This is a genomic window from Curtobacterium sp. MCPF17_001, from assembly GCF_003234615.1.
Classification (GTDB): domain Bacteria; phylum Actinomycetota; class Actinomycetes; order Actinomycetales; family Microbacteriaceae; genus Curtobacterium.
This window is the reverse complement of record NZ_QKSL01000014.1, coordinates 58,442-75,840: the sequence shown is the minus strand read 5'-3', so window position 1 is coordinate 75,840 and position 17,399 is coordinate 58,442. Positions and strand designations below refer to the sequence as shown.

The 17,399-nt window shown below is 71.9% G+C and carries 15 protein-coding genes; 10 read left to right on the top strand and 5 right to left on the bottom strand.

Translation table 11 applies throughout. The annotated features are described in order from the left end of the window. Positions 1-9 precede the first annotated feature (9 nt). The 7 genes from DEJ24_RS13165 (at position 10) to DEJ24_RS13140 (ending at position 8,106) form a co-directional block, all read left to right on the top strand. Positions 10-1,287: a D-arabinono-1,4-lactone oxidase gene (locus DEJ24_RS13165; RefSeq protein ID WP_258374820.1), complete on the top strand. Its 1,278-nt coding sequence runs from the start codon at positions 10-12 to the stop codon at positions 1,285-1,287. Between the two features lie 169 nt (positions 1,288-1,456). Continuing rightward, positions 1,457-1,627: a hypothetical protein gene (locus DEJ24_RS16960; protein ID WP_181432943.1), complete on the top strand. Its 171-nt coding sequence runs from the start codon at positions 1,457-1,459 to the stop codon at positions 1,625-1,627. A 112-nt stretch (positions 1,628-1,739) separates the two neighbouring features. After that, the gene (locus DEJ24_RS13160) at positions 1,740-2,609 is read left to right on the top strand and encodes a cation-transporting ATPase (RefSeq protein ID WP_111079005.1); all 870 of its coding nucleotides are present in this window, start codon (positions 1,740-1,742) and stop codon (positions 2,607-2,609) included. Positions 2,610-2,793: 184 nt separating this feature from the next. After that, on the top strand, positions 2,794-4,461 hold the full coding sequence (locus tag DEJ24_RS13155; RefSeq protein ID WP_111079004.1) for an ABC transporter substrate-binding protein: 1,668 nt from the start codon (positions 2,794-2,796) through the stop codon (positions 4,459-4,461). After that, the gene (locus DEJ24_RS13150; protein ID WP_111079003.1) at positions 4,458-6,176 is read left to right on the top strand and encodes an ABC transporter ATP-binding protein; all 1,719 of its coding nucleotides are present in this window, start codon (positions 4,458-4,460) and stop codon (positions 6,174-6,176) included. The genes DEJ24_RS13155 and DEJ24_RS13150 overlap by 4 nt, the downstream gene beginning before the upstream one ends. Continuing rightward, on the top strand, positions 6,173-7,111 hold the full coding sequence (locus DEJ24_RS13145; protein ID WP_111079002.1) for an ABC transporter permease: 939 nt from the start codon (positions 6,173-6,175) through the stop codon (positions 7,109-7,111). The genes DEJ24_RS13150 and DEJ24_RS13145 overlap by 4 nt, the downstream gene beginning before the upstream one ends. Further along, complete coding sequence (locus tag DEJ24_RS13140; RefSeq protein WP_111079001.1) at positions 7,108-8,106, top strand: ABC transporter permease; 999 nt, start codon at positions 7,108-7,110, stop codon at positions 8,104-8,106. Before DEJ24_RS13145 ends, DEJ24_RS13140 begins: the two co-directional genes overlap by 4 nt. A 188-nt stretch (positions 8,107-8,294) precedes the next feature. On the opposite strand, the gene DEJ24_RS13135 is transcribed toward DEJ24_RS13140, so the two are convergent. Further along, complete coding sequence (locus tag DEJ24_RS13135; RefSeq protein ID WP_111079000.1) at positions 8,295-9,623, bottom strand: GNAT family N-acetyltransferase; 1,329 nt, start codon at positions 9,621-9,623, stop codon at positions 8,295-8,297. 201 nt (positions 9,624-9,824) lie between these two features. Here DEJ24_RS13135 and DEJ24_RS13130 point away from each other — a divergent pair, with 201 nt between their 5' ends. Further along, on the top strand, positions 9,825-10,871 hold the full coding sequence (locus DEJ24_RS13130; RefSeq protein ID WP_111078999.1) for an NAD(P)-dependent alcohol dehydrogenase: 1,047 nt from the start codon (positions 9,825-9,827) through the stop codon (positions 10,869-10,871). 61 nt (positions 10,872-10,932) lie between these two features. Here the strand turns inward: DEJ24_RS13130 and DEJ24_RS13125 are convergent, their stop codons facing one another. Continuing rightward, positions 10,933-11,472 carry a hypothetical protein gene (locus DEJ24_RS13125; RefSeq protein WP_111078998.1) on the bottom strand — a complete coding sequence of 180 codons (540 nt, stop codon included), beginning with the start codon at positions 11,470-11,472 and terminating at the stop codon, positions 10,933-10,935. A 99-nt stretch (positions 11,473-11,571) separates the two neighbouring features. Here DEJ24_RS13125 and DEJ24_RS13120 point away from each other — a divergent pair, with 99 nt between their 5' ends. Together DEJ24_RS13120 and pnuC are read left to right on the top strand one after the other, a co-directional pair. Next, positions 11,572-13,281 carry a Mur ligase family protein gene (locus DEJ24_RS13120; protein WP_258374819.1) on the top strand — a complete coding sequence of 570 codons (1,710 nt, stop codon included), beginning with the start codon at positions 11,572-11,574 and terminating at the stop codon, positions 13,279-13,281. Positions 13,282-13,413: 132 nt separating this feature from the next. Next, a complete protein-coding gene (gene pnuC / locus DEJ24_RS13115) occupies positions 13,414-14,079 on the top strand; it encodes a nicotinamide riboside transporter PnuC (RefSeq protein WP_110904371.1) in 666 nt (221 codons plus the stop codon). Between the two features lie 34 nt (positions 14,080-14,113). Here the strand turns inward: pnuC and DEJ24_RS13110 are convergent, their stop codons facing one another. From DEJ24_RS13110 to DEJ24_RS13100, 3 genes are all read right to left on the bottom strand, one after another. After that, on the bottom strand, positions 14,114-15,334 hold the full coding sequence (locus DEJ24_RS13110; protein ID WP_111078997.1) for an ABC transporter permease: 1,221 nt from the start codon (positions 15,332-15,334) through the stop codon (positions 14,114-14,116). Beyond that, positions 15,331-16,302 carry an ABC transporter ATP-binding protein gene (locus tag DEJ24_RS13105; protein WP_258374665.1) on the bottom strand — a complete coding sequence of 324 codons (972 nt, stop codon included), beginning with the start codon at positions 16,300-16,302 and terminating at the stop codon, positions 15,331-15,333. The genes DEJ24_RS13110 and DEJ24_RS13105 overlap by 4 nt, the downstream gene beginning before the upstream one ends. A 91-nt stretch (positions 16,303-16,393) precedes the next feature. After that, entirely contained in the window at positions 16,394-17,392 is a 999-nt protein-coding gene (locus DEJ24_RS13100) for a low specificity L-threonine aldolase (RefSeq protein WP_111078996.1), read from the bottom strand. Positions 17,393-17,399 lie beyond the last annotated feature (7 nt).

Below are 17,399 nucleotides of genomic sequence, written 5' to 3'. Positions count from 1 at the left end.
ATGAGCGACGTGATCGACGACGACACCACCACTGCAGCCCACACCCGCACCAACTGGGCGGGGAACGTCACCTACTCGGCGAGCCGCCTGGCGGAACCGACGAGCGTGGACGAACTCCAGCGGCTGGTCGCCTCGACCCCGCGCCTGACGGCGCTCGGGTCACGGCACTCGTTCAACACCATCGCCGACACCGACGCGGTGCAGGTGACGCTCACGGGCCTCCCGCCCGAACTCGACGTGGACGCGGACCGGCGCGTAGCCCGCGTCGCCGCCGGTCTCACGCACGCGCAGGTCGCCGTCGGCCTGGAGGCCCGTGGCTGGGCCCTCGCGAACCTCGCGTCCCTGCCGCACATCTCCGTCGCCGGCGCCGTCGCGACGGGCACCCACGGTTCCGGCGTCGGCAACGCGTCGCTCGCCCAGTCCGTCGTCGGACTCGAGATCGTCCGGGCCTCCGGCGACGTCGAGGTCGTCGGTGCTGACGACCCCCGGCTCGACGCGCACCGGGTCGCCCTCGGCGCACTCGGGGTCGTCGTCGCGGTGCACCTGGCCATCGAGCCGACCTACCGCGTCGCGCAGACCGTGCACACCGGCGTCGGCTGGGACGTCGTCGACGCGCAGTTCGAGTCGATCATGTCGGCCGGCTACAGCGTCAGCATGTTCACCGGGTACACCGATGACGGCATCCGGCAGATCTGGACCAAGCGGCGCGAGGACCGTGACGACGCCGTCATCGACCTCGCCGCCCTCGGTGCCGTCGCCGGCGTCGAGCCGATCCACCCCGTGCCCGGCAGCGAGACCGCGGGCGTCACCGAACAGGGCGGCGTGCCCGGACCCTGGCACGAGCGACTGCCGCACTTCCGGTCCTCGTTCACGCCGTCCGCGGGCGAGGAGATCCAGGCCGAGTACATGATCGCCGCGAGCGATGCCGTGCCCGCGATCCAGGCCCTCCGGCGCATCGGGGACGCCATCGCGCCCGTGCTGTTCGTCTCCGAGATCCGCCGCATCGCCGCCGACGACGCCTGGCTCGCGCCGAGCTCCGGACGGGACTCGGTCGCGTTCCACTTCACGTTCCGCCGCCAGACCGAGGACGTCGCGGTCGCGCTGCCCCTCATCGAGAACGCCCTCGCGCCGTTCGGTCCCCGGCCGCACTGGGGCAAGGTCACGGCGGCGAGCGCTGAGCGGCTGCACCAGGTCTACCCGCAGCTCGGCGCGTTCGCAGCGCTGGCGCGGGACCTCGACCCGGAGGGGCGGTTCCGCAACCCGTTCCTGGAGCGTGTGCTCGCCTGACCCCGGAGAGACCTCCTGGTGTCATCGCCGGCGGACACGAGGAGCGTCAGGCCAGTCCCGGGCTTCACTCGTTCGCTCTGAGCGCGGTCCGGCGGTCGCGCGCTCGACGACGAGCTCACCGGCGTGATACACGTATTCCAGTGTCATCACGGTTCGGAGGGTGCAACGCATGGATGTCATCGGATCGCATCTCGTACCGTTCCTCGCACTCGTCCTGCTCGGCACCGTCGGGCTCTGCGGCGTGTTCGCCTGGCAACTCACCGCGCCGTTGCGGCGAACGTACCGGGACGAGGTCGGCAGTGTCGGACGGGCGGCGCCGGAAGACGTCGACGCGGAGTGAGGAGGGTCACGAGTGGGACCGCGGCGGTCCTCACAGGGGATGTCGGGGGACTGCACCGCTGGTCCACCGGGTCGTCGCCGGGACCGTACATGTGAGGACGCAAAGGTCAGGTATGGCGAACCTGAACCGCATCCTCGGCATGGCCTCGAAGGTCATCGACAAGCAGCTCCAGAAGCGCTCCGGCCAGCAGCCCGGCAGCGGGCAGCAGCCCGGGGGTGTGCAGCAGTACCGGCAGCCCGGCCGACCCGGCGGGACGGACTGGCGGGGGCTGGTGCGCACCGCGGCGGAGAAGCTGACGGGCGACGACCGCGGGGGCCAGCAGCACCAGCAGTCTGACCACCCGCGCTCTGGCCAGCAGCAGCCGTACGGCCAACAGCAGCGATCCGCGCCGCAACAGCCGGGCGCAGGGCAGGGTCGCGCCCACGCGAACGAGGCCGACCGGGTCGCGATCGCGAAGTACGACTACCTGCTGAAGACCGCCGACCCCGAGCGCCTCGAGCAGGCGCACCACGACGCGTTCGCCCGACTCACCCCGGAGCAGCGGCAGCAGGTCCTGCAGCGACTCAACGCGGAACTGCCGCAGCACGACCAGGGGACCGATGCCTCCGCGGCAGGTCTCGCCCGCACCGCGACCCGGGGTGAGACGAGCCGTCCCGGGACGATGCGCAAGGTGCTCGGCGGCGCCGCGATCGGTGGCGGTGCCCTGGCGGTCGGCGGTCTCGCGGTCGCGGTCGCCGGCGGTGCGGTCCTCAGCGCGGCCGCCGGACCGGTGCTCGCGCAGGCGGCGGACCTCGGCGTGGACTTCGAGGGCGTCGCGGCCGGCCTCGGCGACACGGTGGGCGGCGGGCTCGGCGACCTCGGCGGCAGCGTCGAGGGCGTGGCCGCACAGGGGGAGCAGGCGCTCGGCGGTCTCGGCGAACAGGTCGGGAACCTCGGCGAGGGCTTCCAGTGGCCCGGGATCGGCGACTTCTTCGACCGCTGAGCCGTCTCTGGAGACCGCACGGTCCCCAGATCGCGACCACCGTTCGGGAATGGCGGACGACGCCGACGACTTGGAGTGTTTCGTCGTGCGTCGTCCCGCACGCGCGGGATTCGGAACGGATCCGGGCGCGGTGCCAGGATGGACGCCGCCCACCCGGCACCCCCGAACAAGGAGACCCGTCGTCATGAGACGTCCGAAGCGCCTGACCATCACCGCGGCTGTCGCCGCCGCAGCGGCCCTGGTCCTCACGGGCTGCTCGGGCGGCAACGCCTCCGACGACGCGAGCGGCGGGACGGACAAGGGCGGCACGCTCAACATCCTCACGTCGCAGACCGCGTTCCACCTCGACCCCGCGACGAGCCAGAGCCTCGGCATCACCTCGATGGGCCTCGTCGCCCGTCGCCTCACCACGTGGGACGTCGAGCCGGGCAAGACCGCGAAGGTCGTCCCGGACCTCGCCACGAACACCGGCGTCGCGAGCGACGGCGGCAAGACCTGGACGTACACGCTGAAGGACGGCGTCGAGTTCCAGGACAGCACGCCGATCACGACGAAGGACATCAAGTGGGGGATCGAGCGCTCGTTCGCGCCGACCCTGTCCGGTGGTCTCAGCTACCACAAGTCGCTCCTGGTCGGTGGCAGCGACTACCGGGGGCCGTTCGAGGGCAAGAGCCTCGACAGCATCGAGACCCCGAACGACAAGACCATCGTCTTCAAGCTCAACGACGCGTACGGCGACTGGCCGTGGCTCGCGTCGATGCCGGCGTTCACCCCGGTCCCCGAGGGCGAGGGCACCGACACCGGTGCGTACGACCTCAAGCCGGTCGCGTCCGGCCCGTACCAGGTGCAGTCGAACCAGCAGGGCTCGCAGGTCACCCTGGTCCGCAACGAGGCCTGGTCCGCGAAGACCGACGAGGTCCGCACCGCCGGCCCCTCGAAGATCGTCTTCAAGGAGAGCCAGGACCCGTCCACGGTCACGCAGACGCTGATCGCCGACAACGGTGACGCGAAGAGCTCCTTCGGTGCGATCTACCTCGGTGCCGCCGAGCTCAACCAGGTCCGGAGCAACCCGTCCGCGCAGGACCGCCTCGCCACGTCGAAGGCCGGGCCGATCAGCTACATGGCGATCAACACGCAGCGGGGCGAACTCAAGGACCTCAAGGTCCGTCAGGCCCTGCAGTACGCGGTCGACCGCAAGTCGTTCCGGATCGCCGCGGGCGGTGCCCTCGCCGGCACGTACGCCTCGACACTGATCACGCCGGGCATCGCCGGACGTCAGGACTACGACCTCTACAAGACGAGCGCCACGGGTGACGTCGACAAGGCGAAGTCCCTGCTCGAACAGGCCGGTGTCTCGGACCTCAAGCTGACGCTCGTCACGCAGAACGACCCGACGTTCCTCGCCCAGGCACAGGCCCTGCAGGCCGGACTCAAGCGCGCCGGCATCACGGTCACGCTGAAGCCGCTCGACTACGACTCGTTCACGCAGGCCACCACGAACGGCACCGACTTCGACCTGTCGCTGTCGAGCTGGCAGCCCGACTTCCCGAGCGCGAACGCCAACCTGCAGCCGCTCTACGACTCGTCGCAGATCGGTGGCGGTGGCTACAACGTCTCGAAGTACAGCAACCCGGAGGTCGACGCGCTCATCGCGAAGGCCAGTGCGACGGTCGACCAGGACGACGCGCAGAAGACCTGGGCGAAGGCGGACAAGACGATCATGGCCGACGCCCCGGTCGTGCCACTGATGTACGCCAAGCAGTCGTTCCTGGCCGGCTCGGACGTCCAGAACTTCCAGATCGCCGACTTCCCGGCGTACCCGAACTACCTCAAGGTCTCGCTCAAGCGGTGACCGGTCCCATCCTGGAAGTCCGTGGGCTCCGCGTCGCGTTCGGCGACGCGGAGCCCGTCGTCCGTGACGTCTCCTTCGACCTGACGCCCGGACGGGTGCTCGCGCTCGTCGGGGAGTCCGGTTCCGGCAAGTCCGTGGGTGCCATGAGCGTGCTCGGACTCCTGCCACCGCAGGCGCGTGTCGAGGGCAGCGCCCGGTTCCGCGGCGAGGAGCTCGTCGGTGCACCCGTCGAGGAACTCCGCCAGGTCCGCGGTGCCGGCATCGGCGTGGTGTTCCAGGAACCGATGAACTCCTTCACCCCGGTGCTGTCGATCGGGACCCAGATCGCCGAAGCGGTCCGGGCGCACCCGACGTCCCTCGACCGCGCAGGGGTGTCCGCGAGGGTGGACGAGCTCCTCCGGTCCGCCGGCCTCGACGACCCGGCGCGGATCCGGAAGGCCTTCCCGCACGAGTTGTCCGGCGGGCAGCTGCAGCGCGCGATGATCGCGATGGCACTGGCCGGTGACCCGGTCGCGCTCATCGCGGATGAGCCGACCACAGCGCTCGACGTCACCGTGCAGGCGGGGATCCTCGACCTGCTCCGGACCCTCTGCCGTGACCGCGGGCTCGCGGTGCTGCTCATCACGCACGACATGGGTGTGGTGGCCGACGTCGCCGACGAGGTGCTCGTGATGCGCCGTGGCGACCCCGTCGAGCACGGCCCGGTCGTCGAGCTGTTCGCGCACCCGCAGGCCGAGTACACGCGTGCGCTCCTCGCCGCCGTCCCCGCTCTGGAGGCGCGTCCCGCCTCCACCCCGGACGGCGCCTCCGCCGAGACTCGCACTGAGCGACCGGGCTCGCGTCCGGCGGACCGCGCCACGGCGCCCAGCGCGAGCCTCGCGGACGACGCGGGGCGCGCCTCCCGGCCGGTGGTCGCGCGCCTGCGCGACGTCGGCGTGCGGTACTCGCGCCGCGGCGAGCCCACCGTGTCGGGCATCGACCTGGAGCTGCACGCCGGCGAGACCCTGGGCCTCGTGGGGGAGTCGGGCTCCGGCAAGACCACGATCGGTCGTGCTCTGGCCGGCCTCGTCCCGGTGGTCGAGGGGACGGTGGACGTCGACGGGCAGGACCTCCGCACCGCCCGCGGCCGTCGTCTCCGCGAGATCCGGAAGCGCGTCGGCATCGTGTTCCAGGACCCGGCCTCGTCGCTGAACCCCCGGCAGAGCATCGGGTGGAGCATCGCCGAGCCGCTCCTGGTGCACGAGCCGAGCGCCGACCGACCCGCACGCGTCCGGGAACTGCTCCAGGCCGTGCAGCTCGACCCGTCGTGGGCCGAGCGGTTCCCGCACCAGCTCTCCGGCGGGCAGCGACAGCGCGTCGCCGTGGCACGGGCCCTGGCGCTCCGGCCGGCCCTGCTCATCGCCGACGAACCGACCTCGGCGCTCGACGTGACCGTGCAGGCAGCGGTGCTCGACCTGCTCCGAGACCTGCAGGACGAATTCGGGTTCGGGTGCCTGCTGGTCAGCCACGACCTGGCCGTCGTCCGACAGCTCGCCGACCGTGTGGCCGTGCTGCACCACGGGCGGATCGTCGAACACGGTACGACCCAGGCCGTCCTCGACGACCCGCAGGAGGACTACACCCGCATGCTGCTCGCCGCCGCACCGGTCGCCGACCCCGCCCGGCAGGCGGAACGCCGCCGCGCCTGGCGCGGATGGGAAGGGGTGGTCGCATGACCGCGAACGTCGTCGATCGTCCGGTCCGCCCGGCTCCGGGCTCCGGCACCGGCTTCCGTGCCGTCGTCGGCCGCATCCGTCGTGACCGGTGGGCCGTGGTCTCCGCGGTCGTCATCGCCGTCTTCGTCGTGGTCGCCCTCGCCGCACCGCTCATCGCCCGGATCAGTGGGCAGGACCCGTACGGCTACCACGTCGACGCCCTCAACGACTTCGGCGCACCCCGCGGTCCCCTCGGTGGGATGAGTGCGCAGCACTGGTTCGGCGTCGAACCGCTGACCGGTCGGGACCTCTTCGCGATCGTCACCTACGGCGCGCGGACGTCGCTCGGCATCGGGCTCGCCGCGACCGTGGTGTCGCTCGTCATCGGCGTGCTCGTCGGCGTCACCACCGGCTTCTTCGGCGGTTGGTACGACCGGGTGCTCAGCCGGGTCGTCGACGTGATGTTCGGCTTCCCGTCGCTGGTGTTCATGATCGCCCTGACCGCGATCGTGCCGACCTCGTTCCCGAAGCCCGTGCTGGTCGTGCTCGTCATCGGGTTCTTCGGATGGCCGGCGGTCGCGCGCGTGATCCGCGGGCAGACCCTGTCCCTCCGCGAGCGGAACTACGTCGTCGCCTCGACGGCGATGGGGGCAGGCCGCTGGCACGTCATCCGGACCCAGCTCCTGCCGAACCTGGCCGCGACGATCACCGTCTACGCCACCATCTCGATCCCGTCGATGATCGGTGCCGAGGCGGCACTGTCGTTCCTGGCCGTCGGCGTCACCCCGCCGACGCCGTCCTGGGGGCGGAGCATCGGCGACGCCGTCGGATGGGTGCAGACCGACCCGATGTACCTCGTCTTCCCGGGAGCCGCCCTGTTCCTCGTCACCCTGGCGTTCAACGTGCTCGGCGACGCCCTCCGCGACGCACTCGACCCGCGAGGAGGCACCCGATGACCGCGTTCCGCTTCGTGCTGTTCCGGGTGCTCGGCGCCGTCGTCGTGCTGCTCGTCGTCGCCGCGATCACCTACGCCCTGTTCATGCTCCTGCCGACGAACCCGGCGCGCGCGATCTGCGACAAGCCCTGCACCCCCGACCGGCTGGCGCAGGTGCAGGCGTTCCTCGGCACCGACAAGCCGTGGATCCTGCAGTTCACGGCCTACCTCGGCGGGATCTTCACCGGTCGGTCGTTCGGCAGCGGCGTCTCGGCCGTGCAGTGCGCCGCGCCCTGCTTCGGGTACTCGTTCCAGCTGCACGAGAGCGTCACCACGCTCATCGTCGACCGGCTGCCGGTGACGGCGTCGATCGCGATCGGTGCGGCGCTCCTCTGGCTGGTCGTCGGGGTGCTCGGCGGGACCGCCTCGGCGCTCCGCCCGGGTTCCGCCCTCGACCGCACCGTGATGACCGTCGCGGTAGCAGGGGTGTCCTCGCCGGCGTACCTGATCGGGCTGCTGTCGATCCTGCTGTTCGGGTTCGTGCTCGGGATCCTGCCGACGAGCGGGTACGTACCGCTGACGGAGGACCCGGTCGGCTGGCTGACGCACCTGGTGCTGCCGTGGTGCGTGCTCGCCTTCATCAGTGCCGCGATCTACGCCCGGCTGACCCGCGGCGAGATGCTCGAGGCGATGGGGCAGGACTTCGTCCGGACCGCCCGCGCCAAGGGTCTCCGTGAGCGCCAGGTCGTCGTGCGGCACGGGCTGCGGACGGCGATCCTGCCCGTGGTGACGCTGTTCGGCCTGGACCTCGGGACCCTGCTCGGCGGCGCGGTCATCACCGAGAAGGTGTTCTCGATGCAGGGGCTCGGGGCGTTGCTCATCGACGCGGTGCACACTCTGGACCTGCAGGTCGTCGTCGGCTTCACGGTGTTCTCGGCGTTCCTGGTGGTCACCGCGAACGTCGTCGTCGACCTGGTCTACGCGGTCGTCGACCCGCGGGTGCGCCGCCGGACGTAGGGCGAGCCTCCCGTCCTGCGCTGCCCGCCCGTGGCGCAGGCCGGACCCGCACAACAGGAACCGGCCCGAACCACGAGATCCCGTGGTTCGGGCCGGATGCTGTTGTGCGACGCCACGCGACGCCACGCGACGCCTCGCCGGCCACGCCGGCCGGCCGCGGCCGACCGGCCGCGCAGCCGCCGCCCGCGTCAGAAGTACGTGATGCCGTGCGGGGTCCGGGGCGGCGTGAGCATCGCGCGGAGGAGCACCGGCGCCGCCGGGTCCATCGCACGCAGCAGCCCCGCCGCCGCGAGCGTCACCGGTGAGACCGACCCGATCAACAGCGCGCCGAGGTCGGCGACGTCGAGCGCGATGTCGGAGCCGGCCACGTCCGCGTCGGATGCCAGGCGCGTGACGGTGCCACGGGCCTCCCGGACGTCGAGCCGGTACGTGCCGGAGGCGTGGCCGAGCGAGTCGGTGACCGCGATGGTGAGCGAGCCGTCGGCCGCGTACGGGCGGGACTGCAGCACCGCGGCGACGTCGAGGACGCGCAGCCAGACGTGGTCCTCCTCGTGGTCGACGTCGTAGGAGCGAGCGTCCGCCAGCGCGGCGACGATCGGATCGTCCATCCGGGACCGCTTGTAGACGACGACGTCGTTGAGGTCGATGGAGAGCAGGAACTCCCACAGCGACAGGTACGCGGCGTCGGTCGTGTACACCAGGTCGACGATCTCGATGCGGGTGTCCTCGCCGGTCCTGCCCTCGACGACGCGCCAGGTGACGTAGCCGTCGACCTCGTCGGAGTCGTCGGGTCGGTGCACGGCGGCGCGGACGTCCTTCGCCTTCTGGCCGTCGGGACCGAGCTCCCCGAACACGATCGGCCAGGTGCCGGTGTTGCGCACCATCGAGCCGGGCGTGCGGGCATGGAAGCGGGCGAAGACGTCTTGGCCGATGCCGTCCGCCAGCCACTGCGTGGTGACCATGACGACCGTGCCGGTGGTCGGGGCGAGGAACGGCAGCGCCCGGGCACGGCGGACGTGCACGGCGCGCTCGCGGATGGCGCAGCCGAATCCGAAGCGGCGGTAGATGGTGCCCTCGGAGGCGGTGAGCGAGGCGACGGCGTAGCCCTCCTCGACCCCGCGCTCGAGCGCGCGCGTCATCATCCGGCGGAGGATCCCGCGGCGACGTTCGGTCGGGCGGACCGTCACGGCGGACACGGCCTGGGTCCGGATCGCGGTCCCGTCGCCCCAGCTGAGGTCCTTCGGGAACCACGTGAACGTGCCGGCGGGCCAGGTCTCGTCGACGGACCCGGCGACGGGCCGGTTGACGTACACGCCGAGGAACGTCTCCTGGTCGGCGACGAAGTGCGACGCCATCCGGGCGGCACCCTCGTCGGACTCCGGAGGCTCGTGGAAACCGACGCCCACGGCGTCCATCCAGGCGCGGGTGGTGGCGTCCGGCGCCCCCTGGTCGTCGGTCTGCGGGCGGAACTCGCGGAGGTCGTAGCGGTCGGTGGATTCGTCGTTGATCAGAGCCACGATCCGACCCTACCGGGGAGCCGGTCGGGGACAGTGGGCATGCCGCATCCACACCCCGGGGGACCCGTGTGATGGCGGGCACGCCCCGGAGCAGTGCACCTGCGAGCGTCAGGCACCGGGGCGGAGCAGCATGGGACCCGCGCGTCGAGCGACACGTGTCGGCCAACGGAGGCCACGCGCTCCCGCGGAGGAGGTCCCCACATGAAGGCACTGCGATACGTCGAGGTCGGCAAGCCGCCGGTGGTCGTCGACATCCCGATCCCCACCCCCGGCCCTGGGCAGGTGCTGCTCAAGGTCACTGCCGCCGGTGTCTGCCACTCGGACGACTACGTGATGAGCCTGCCCGAAGAGGCCTACCGCGACCAGCACTACCCACTGCCGCTCACCCTCGGCCACGAGGGCGCCGGTGTCGTCCACGAGCTCGGCGAGGGTGTCGACACGGCCCTGCAGGTGGGCGACGCAGTCGCGGTCTACGGACCGTGGGGTTGCGGCTACTGCCACAACTGCTCGACGGGACGCGAGAACTACTGCACGAACGCGGACGCCCTCGGCATCCGTCCGCCCGGCCTCGGCAACCAGGGCTCGATGGCGGAGTACATGATCGTCGACGACCCGCGGCACCTCGTGCCGCTCGGCGACCTCGACCCCGTGCAGAACGTGTCACTGACCGATGCGGGACTCACGCCGTACCACGCCATCAAGCGGTCCCTGCCGAAACTCGGTGCGGGCACGTACGCGGTCGTCATCGGCTCCGGCGGGCTCGGCCACGTCGGCATCCAGATCCTCAAGGCACTGTCCGGCGCGACCGTGATCGTGCTCGACGTCAACGAGGACAAGCTCGAGCTCGCGAAGCACGTCGGCGCGGACGTCACGCTGATCAGCGACGCGTCCGCGGCCGGGAAGATCCGTGAGATCACCGGCGGCCTCGGTGCGAACGCGGTGTTCGACTTCGTCGGCGCCGACCCGACGATCGCGACGGCCATCGCGGTCGCGGGACTCGACTCGGACGTCACGATCGTCGGGATCGGTGGCGGCACCGCCTCGTTCGGCTTCGGATCGATCGCCTACGACGCGGCTGTCCGCGTGCCGTACTGGGGATCGCGGAGCGAGCTCATCGAAGTGCTCGACCTCGCCCGTGCCGGCAAGGTCGACGTCGAGGTGCAGACGTACTCCCTCGACGACGGGCCCAAGGCGTACGAGGACCTCGCCGCGAGCACCATCCGCGGGCGCGCGGTGATCGTCCCGTAGCGAGCGAGCGAGCGAGCGAGCAGGACTGGAGGGACGGAGCGGCCCTGCACCGTCCCTCCAGTCAGTCCGTCGCACCGGGCGGCGGGTCCACGAGCAGGCCGACCCGGTCGGCGAGGTAGTCGGCCAGTGGCACGTCGGTGCCGGCGGTCGCGGACCACCGCACACGGGGCTCGTCGTCCCGCACGAACAGCGTCGTGTCCGCACCGACGAGCGTGGCGTCGAGCGGGATCGGCGTCACACTGTGGTTCACGGTGTCCCCGGGCGCGAAGTGCCCCTTCGCCGCAGCCGCCCGGTACGCGCGACGGACCTCGGCGGAGACGGAGACGAACTGGGACCGCCCGGCCTCGGTCACACGCGTGATCGATCCCGTCGCCCAGACCTGGCCGGCGGTCTCGGGTGAGGACCCGAGCAGCAGCGCACCGACCCGCCAGACCCGCCCGAGGGAGCGGATGGTGGGGTCCCGTCGGATGCCGAGCACCGGCTTCGGTTCGACGTACTCCCCGAGCGCCTCGTCCCGCGCGCCCGCTGCCGCCAGTCGCGCCGTCGCGTCGTCGAGCAGGGAGCGTGCGCGCTGCACCCCGTCCACCCGACCGTCCGTCACCCGCCAGAGCCTAGACCGCGACCGGCGCCGGATCGACCCACCGCCACCCGCGCACCACCGGGGTACGGGTGCCTGTGGTGCCGCTCGGTGCGCAGCGCGTTGACTGGTCCTCCGGGTCACGGCCGCGCTGCGACAGCCGACGTCGTCGCCCGGTGGATCGACACCCTGACGATCCGCACGCGACGTCCGTCGGACCCGATGCTCGTCGACCCGACCACCGCCGTCCCGACGGCCGTGGAGCCCGACGAGGAGGACCCCGTGTCGCACGCCTTCGATCCCGTCCGCCCGCAGCCGATCCGGCTCGCCGACGTCGCTGCGGCGGCCGGGGCCCGTCCGCTGCCGTCGGTGCTCGCGGACGTGCACGTCACCGGGGCAGCCGTCGCCACCGAGGACCTCCGACCCGGGTGGCTCTTCGTCGCGGTGCCCGGTCGGCTCGGGCACGGCGTCCGTCACGTCGGCGCAGCCCGCGCGAGCGGCGCGGTCGCGGTGCTGACCGACGAGGCCGGGGCCAGGGAGGCGACCCGATCCGGTCTGCCGACCGTGGTCGTCCACGACCCGCGAGCCGTCCTCGGAGTGGTCGCCCGGACGGTGTCCGGCACCGCGGACCTCGGTTTCCCGGTGCTCGGCGTCACCGGTACGAACGGCAAGACCTCGACCGTCTCCGTCCTCGACGCCCTCATGCGGCGGCTCGGGTGGACGACGGCGATGACGTCCACCGCCGAGCGTCGCATCGCGGACCAGGTCGTGGCGAGCCGTCTGACCACCCCCGAGGCCACCGAGCTGCACGCCTTCCTCGCGCGGGCCCGGGAGCGTTCCGTCGACGGCGCCGCGATCGAGGTCAGCGCCCAGGGGCTCTCGCGGCACCGTGTCGACGGCGTGCACTTCGACGTCGCCGGGTTCACGAACCTCAGCCACGACCACCTCGACGACTACGCCGACATGGACGAGTACCTCCGCGCGAAGCTGCGGCTGTTCCAGCCGGACCGCGCCACCCGCGGTGTCGTCTCGCTCGACTCCGCCGCCGGTCGCGCGGTCGTCGCCGAGGCCGGGATCCCGGTCGAGACGATCACCAGCGAACCCCGCACGGTCGCGGACTGGCACGTGACGGTGCTCGACCAGCACGCGGACGGCACACGGTTCCGGATCGACGGCCCGGACGTCAGCATGACGACCGAGGTCCCGCTGCTCGGCCGGCACATGGCGGCGAACGTCGGACTCGCCGTCGCGATGCTCCGGGCTGCGGGCATCCCGGCAGCGGACCTGGTGGCGGCAGCCGGCGGATCGCTCGACGTCGTCGTCCCGGGCCGGATGGCCGACGCGTCGAGCCCGACCGGACCGCGGGTCTTCGTCGACTTCGCCCACACCCCGGACGCCTTCGCGAAGAGCCTGGAGGCGATCCGGGCGTTCGCAACCGGGCCGGTCGGCATCGTCCTCGGTGCCGACGGCGACCGTGACCCGAGCAAACGGGAGGCCATGGGCACGGTGGCAGCGTCGCTGGCGGAAGTCGTCGTGGTCGCCGACCACCACCCGCGGTTCGAGGACCCGGACGGCATCCGGGCCGCGATCCTCCGCGGTGCGCACGGGGTCCGGGGAGCGACACGGGTCGTCGAATTGCCGGACCCGGCGCAGGCGATCCGTCATGCCCTGGCCGCGGTCGGGGACGACGGTGTCGTCTACTGGGCGGGACCAGGACTCACCGACTACCGGGACGTCCGCGGCGTGCACGTGCCGTACTCGTCCTTCCGGGACGCGCAGGCGGCGCTCGCCGAGGCCGGCCATCCGGCGAGGGAGGCCGTCTCCGCCTGCTGAGCGGGACGGTGGACGTGGTCCACACAGCGCTCCCGACGGCGAGCCCGAGCCTGTGCCGGGATGCCGACGAGGCCTGTGCCGGAATGCCGACGAGGTCTGTGCAGTTGCATCGAGTCGGATCGAGGAGGTCACATGGGCATCGTGCGGTGGTTGTTCGACGCGCAGCTCGTCATCGGCGACCAGACGGTGCTCTGGCGCGAGGTGATCGGCAACGTCTTCGGGCTGCTCAGCGCCCTGGGCGGGATGCGCCGCAAGGTGTGGGCCTGGCCGGTCGGCATCGCGGGCAACGCGCTCCTCTTCACCGTCTTCATGGGCGCGCTCTTCGACACCCCGAACCCCGTCAACCTGCTCGGTCAGGCCGGGCGCCAGGTCATGTTCATCCTGGTCAGTGTCTACGGCTGGTACCGCTGGACGCACCGCGCGGACGAGGCGACCACCGTGCTCGAGCCGAAGTGGGCCTCCTGGCGGTCCCGCGCACTGCTCGTCGTCGCGCTGGTCGGCGGCACCGCGGTCCTGACCCCGGTGTTCCGCGCCCTCGGCTCGTACGAGCCGGTGTGGAGCGACGCGTGGATCTTCGTCGGATCACTCCTGGCCACCTACGGCATGGCGAAGGGCTGGGTCGAGTTCTGGCTCATCTGGGTCGCGGTCGACCTGGTCGGCGTACCGCTGCTGTTCTCCGCCGGGTACTACGCCTCGGGCCTGATGTACGTCGTCTACGGTGCCTTCACCCTGGCCGGGTTCTTCGTCTGGATGGCACAGGGCCGGAAGCCCTCCGCCGCGCCGGTCACGGTCGGCTGACGGGATGCCCGGGGGCGTCTCACGGAGACGGGCGTCAGCGTGCGCGGGTCCGCCGCCAGCCCGCGATCTGCTTCAGGCTGACCTTCGACCCGTACTGGGCGACCGAATGGCGGAACAGGTACTCCGCGAACCAGAGCAGCACCCCCGCGACGACGAACACCTCGACGATGCACGCGATCGTCTCGACGACCGACAGGGACCCCACGGCGTTCCGCACCATGGCCGTCACCGGCGTGAACGTGGGGAAGTACGTGAAGAACGCGGCGACGGGCGACGAGGGCGTCGTCATCACGAAGAACGCCGCGTAGAGCGGGATGATCACCGCGAACAGCGCCGCCGACTGCAGCGTCGACGCGTCCTTGATCGTCGGCACCGACGCCCCGACCGCCACGAACAGCGCCGACGCCAGCAGCACCCCGCCGACGAGCAGCAGCGCCCCCGCGAGCATCCGCCAGGGGTCCAGTGCGACGGTGCCGACCCGACCGGCGATCAACGGCAGCACGACCGCCAGCGACAGCAGCCCGGGCACCAGGAACACGCCGACCTGCACGAGTCCCACGAGCAGCATCGCGATGACCTTGCCGCGGATCAGCGTGCCGGCCGTGACGGTGGTCAGGATCATCTCGGAGATCCGGTTCTCCTTCTCCTCGACCACGACGGTGACCATGCGGGCGGCGAGCAGGATCACCAGTCCGAAGAAGGCCGCCACGTAGAGCAGCGGCGGCACGATCGACAGCCAACCCGGCGCGACCCGCCCGTCGGCGTAGGTGGTGACCGTCGCGTCCGGTGGTGACCGGAGGATGTGCACGGCCTCGGGGTCATCGACCTGCGCGGCGACGCTCTGCTCGAGCACCCGCTCCGCCAGGGCCGAGTACCCGGTGTTGGCGAACAGCCCACGGTCCGCTCCGAGCACGGTGACGGGCGTGTTCGACGGTGCCACCGGGAACTCGATGAACGCGTCGAGGTGTCCGGCGCGGACGGCCGCCCGGTCTGCCGCGGGGTCGGTGGAGGGGGACCCGCCCCACTTCGCGGCGACCGTCTCGGACACCAGCCCGGACCGGTCGACGTAGTGGAACGGCGTCCGGGCGGCGGAGCCGCTGGAGATCGCGGAGTCCGTGCCGGCGGCCTGCCCGACGCCGACGAGCAGCGACACGACGACGACGACGAGCGGGAGGGCGAGGGTGCCGATCCAGAACGCCGGCTTCTTCACCGCGCGGACGAACTCGAACCGGACGACCGTGCCCAGGCGGTTCATCGCGCTGCTCCGACCGCGACGGCCGGGCGAGCGGCGGACGCGGTCTCGGCCCGAGCGGCGTCCGCGTCGGCGTCGTGCCCGTACAGCTGCACGAAGATCTCGTCGAGCGGGATCCGGCGCATCTCGAAACCGGTCACGTGGACGTCGGCGGCCACGAGTTCGGCGAGGATGTCCGACCCGTCGGCCGCCGCCGCCGCGGTGGGCACCAGGTACGCGACGTGGCCCTCGTGGCGGGCGAGCCGGTAGCGGTCGGACCGCGGGACCGGCCCGCTGAGGGCGACCTTCGCGACGGCACCGCCGAAGGCGTCCTGCACCTCGGGGATCGTCCCGTACGCGGCGGCCACCCCGTCCTTGAGGAGCAGGATCCGGTCGCAGAGCCGCTCGACCTCGTCCATGTGGTGGGTGACGAGGACGACCGTCGCGCCGTCGGCCTTCCGCTCGTCGACCAGGTCCAGGAGCAGCCGGCGGTTCACCGGGTCCAGGCCCTTCGTCGGCTCGTCGAGGATCAGCAGCCGCGGCCGGTCCATGATCGTGATGCCGAGCTGCACCTTCTGCTGCTGCCCGCCGGAGAGCTTGTCGATGCGCACCTTCGCCTTGTCCGCCAGACCGACGCGCTCCAGGTAGTCCGTCGCCCACCGGGTCGCCGGGCCGCGGGGCATGCCGCGGAGGGCCGCGAAGTACGTCATGACGTCGATGACCGTCTCCTTCCGGTAGAGCCCGCGCTCCTCCGGCAGGTACCCGATCCCGCCCGTCGCGGGCCGGTAGGGTTCGCCGTCGATCGTCAGGGTGCCGGCGGTCGGGGCGGTGATGCCGAGGAGCGCACGGATCGTCGTGGTCTTGCCGGAGCCGTTGCTGCCGAGGAGGCCGAACGTCTCACCGGGGGCGATGTCGAACGTCAACCCGTCGACGACGTTGCGGTCACCGAAGCGCATGACGAAGTCGCGGACGCTGATGCCTGCTCCGGCCACGGTGGACCCCTTCCGACGTGCCGACCCTACCGAGGCCGTCTGACGGACCGGTCTCCGGCGTCGCTGACGCGATCGGTACGCCGGTCGCGCCTCAGCGGGGGAGTGCGGCCAGCACCCGGGCCGCCTGCTCGGCGTCCTCGGCCGACACGTCGAGGTGTGTCACGATCCGCACCGTCGTCCGCCCGAGCTGCATCACCCGGACACCGGCCGCCGCAGCAGCCGCGACGAAGGCCGCCGGGTCGGACACCTCGGCGAAGACGATGTTCGTGTCCACCGTCCCCGGGTCGACGTCGAGCGCTGCCGCGATCGTCCGGGCGTTCGCGTGGTCCTCGGCCAACCGGTCGACGTGCTCGTGCAGGGCGTACCGGGCACCGGCGGCCAGGATGCCGGTCTGCCGCATGCCCCCGCCGTAGCGCTTCCGCCAGATCCGGGCTGCCGCGATCCGTTCGGCCGAGCTGACGAGCACCGACCCGACCGGCGCGCCGAGACCCTTCGACATGCAGACCGACACGGTGTCGAAGCCGCTGGCGAGCTCCCGGAACGAGGTGCCCGACGCGACGTGGGCGTTCCACAGCCGGGCGCCGTCCAGGTGCAGCCCGATGCCGTGCGCACGACCGAAGTCCTGCACGGCACGCACCTCGAGCTGCGGCTGGACGGTGCCGCCGCCGAAGTTGTGGGTGTTCTCGACCGCGATCGCCGTGGTCGACACCGAGTAGGCGCCCGCGTTGGGTTCGGCGATCTCCTGCACGGACTCGGCGACCAACCGGCCCCGCTCCGACGCCCAGGTCCGGGTCGTGATGCCGGAGAACACCGCCGCCGCCCCGAGTTCGGCGCGGACGACGTGGGCCTGGACGTCGGCGAGCAGTTCCTCACCCGGACCGACGAGCAGTCGTAGACCGAGCTGGTTCGCCATCGAGCCGGACGGGGTGAACAAGCCGGCCTCGTGCCCGAGGAGCTCCGCGACCTCCTGCTCGAGCAGGGTGGTCTCCGGGTCCTCGCCGAACACGTCGTCGCCGACCTCGGCCTCCGCCATCGCGCGGCGCATCGCCGGGGTCGGACGGGTGACGGTGTCGGAGCGCAGGTCGATCACCGGACAA

Bases quoted from the DNA above. Each gene is read 5' to 3' on its own strand.
- DEJ24_RS16960 (WP_181432943.1), top strand. From the start codon at position 1,457: ATGGATGTCATCGGATCGCATCTCGTACCGTTCCTCGCACTCGTCCTG.
- DEJ24_RS13160 (WP_111079005.1), top strand. From the start codon at position 1,740: ATGGCGAACCTGAACCGCATCCTCGGCATGGCCTCGAAGGTCATCGAC.
- DEJ24_RS13155 (WP_111079004.1), top strand. From the start codon at position 2,794: ATGAGACGTCCGAAGCGCCTGACCATCACCGCGGCTGTCGCCGCCGCA.
- DEJ24_RS13145 (WP_111079002.1), top strand. From the start codon at position 6,173: ATGACCGCGAACGTCGTCGATCGTCCGGTCCGCCCGGCTCCGGGCTCC.
- DEJ24_RS13140 (WP_111079001.1), top strand. From the start codon at position 7,108: ATGACCGCGTTCCGCTTCGTGCTGTTCCGGGTGCTCGGCGCCGTCGTC.
- DEJ24_RS13130 (WP_111078999.1), top strand. From the start codon at position 9,825: ATGAAGGCACTGCGATACGTCGAGGTCGGCAAGCCGCCGGTGGTCGTC.
- pnuC (WP_110904371.1), top strand. From the start codon at position 13,414: ATGGGCATCGTGCGGTGGTTGTTCGACGCGCAGCTCGTCATCGGCGAC.
- DEJ24_RS13110 (WP_111078997.1), bottom strand. From the start codon at position 15,334: ATGAACCGCCTGGGCACGGTCGTCCGGTTCGAGTTCGTCCGCGCGGTG.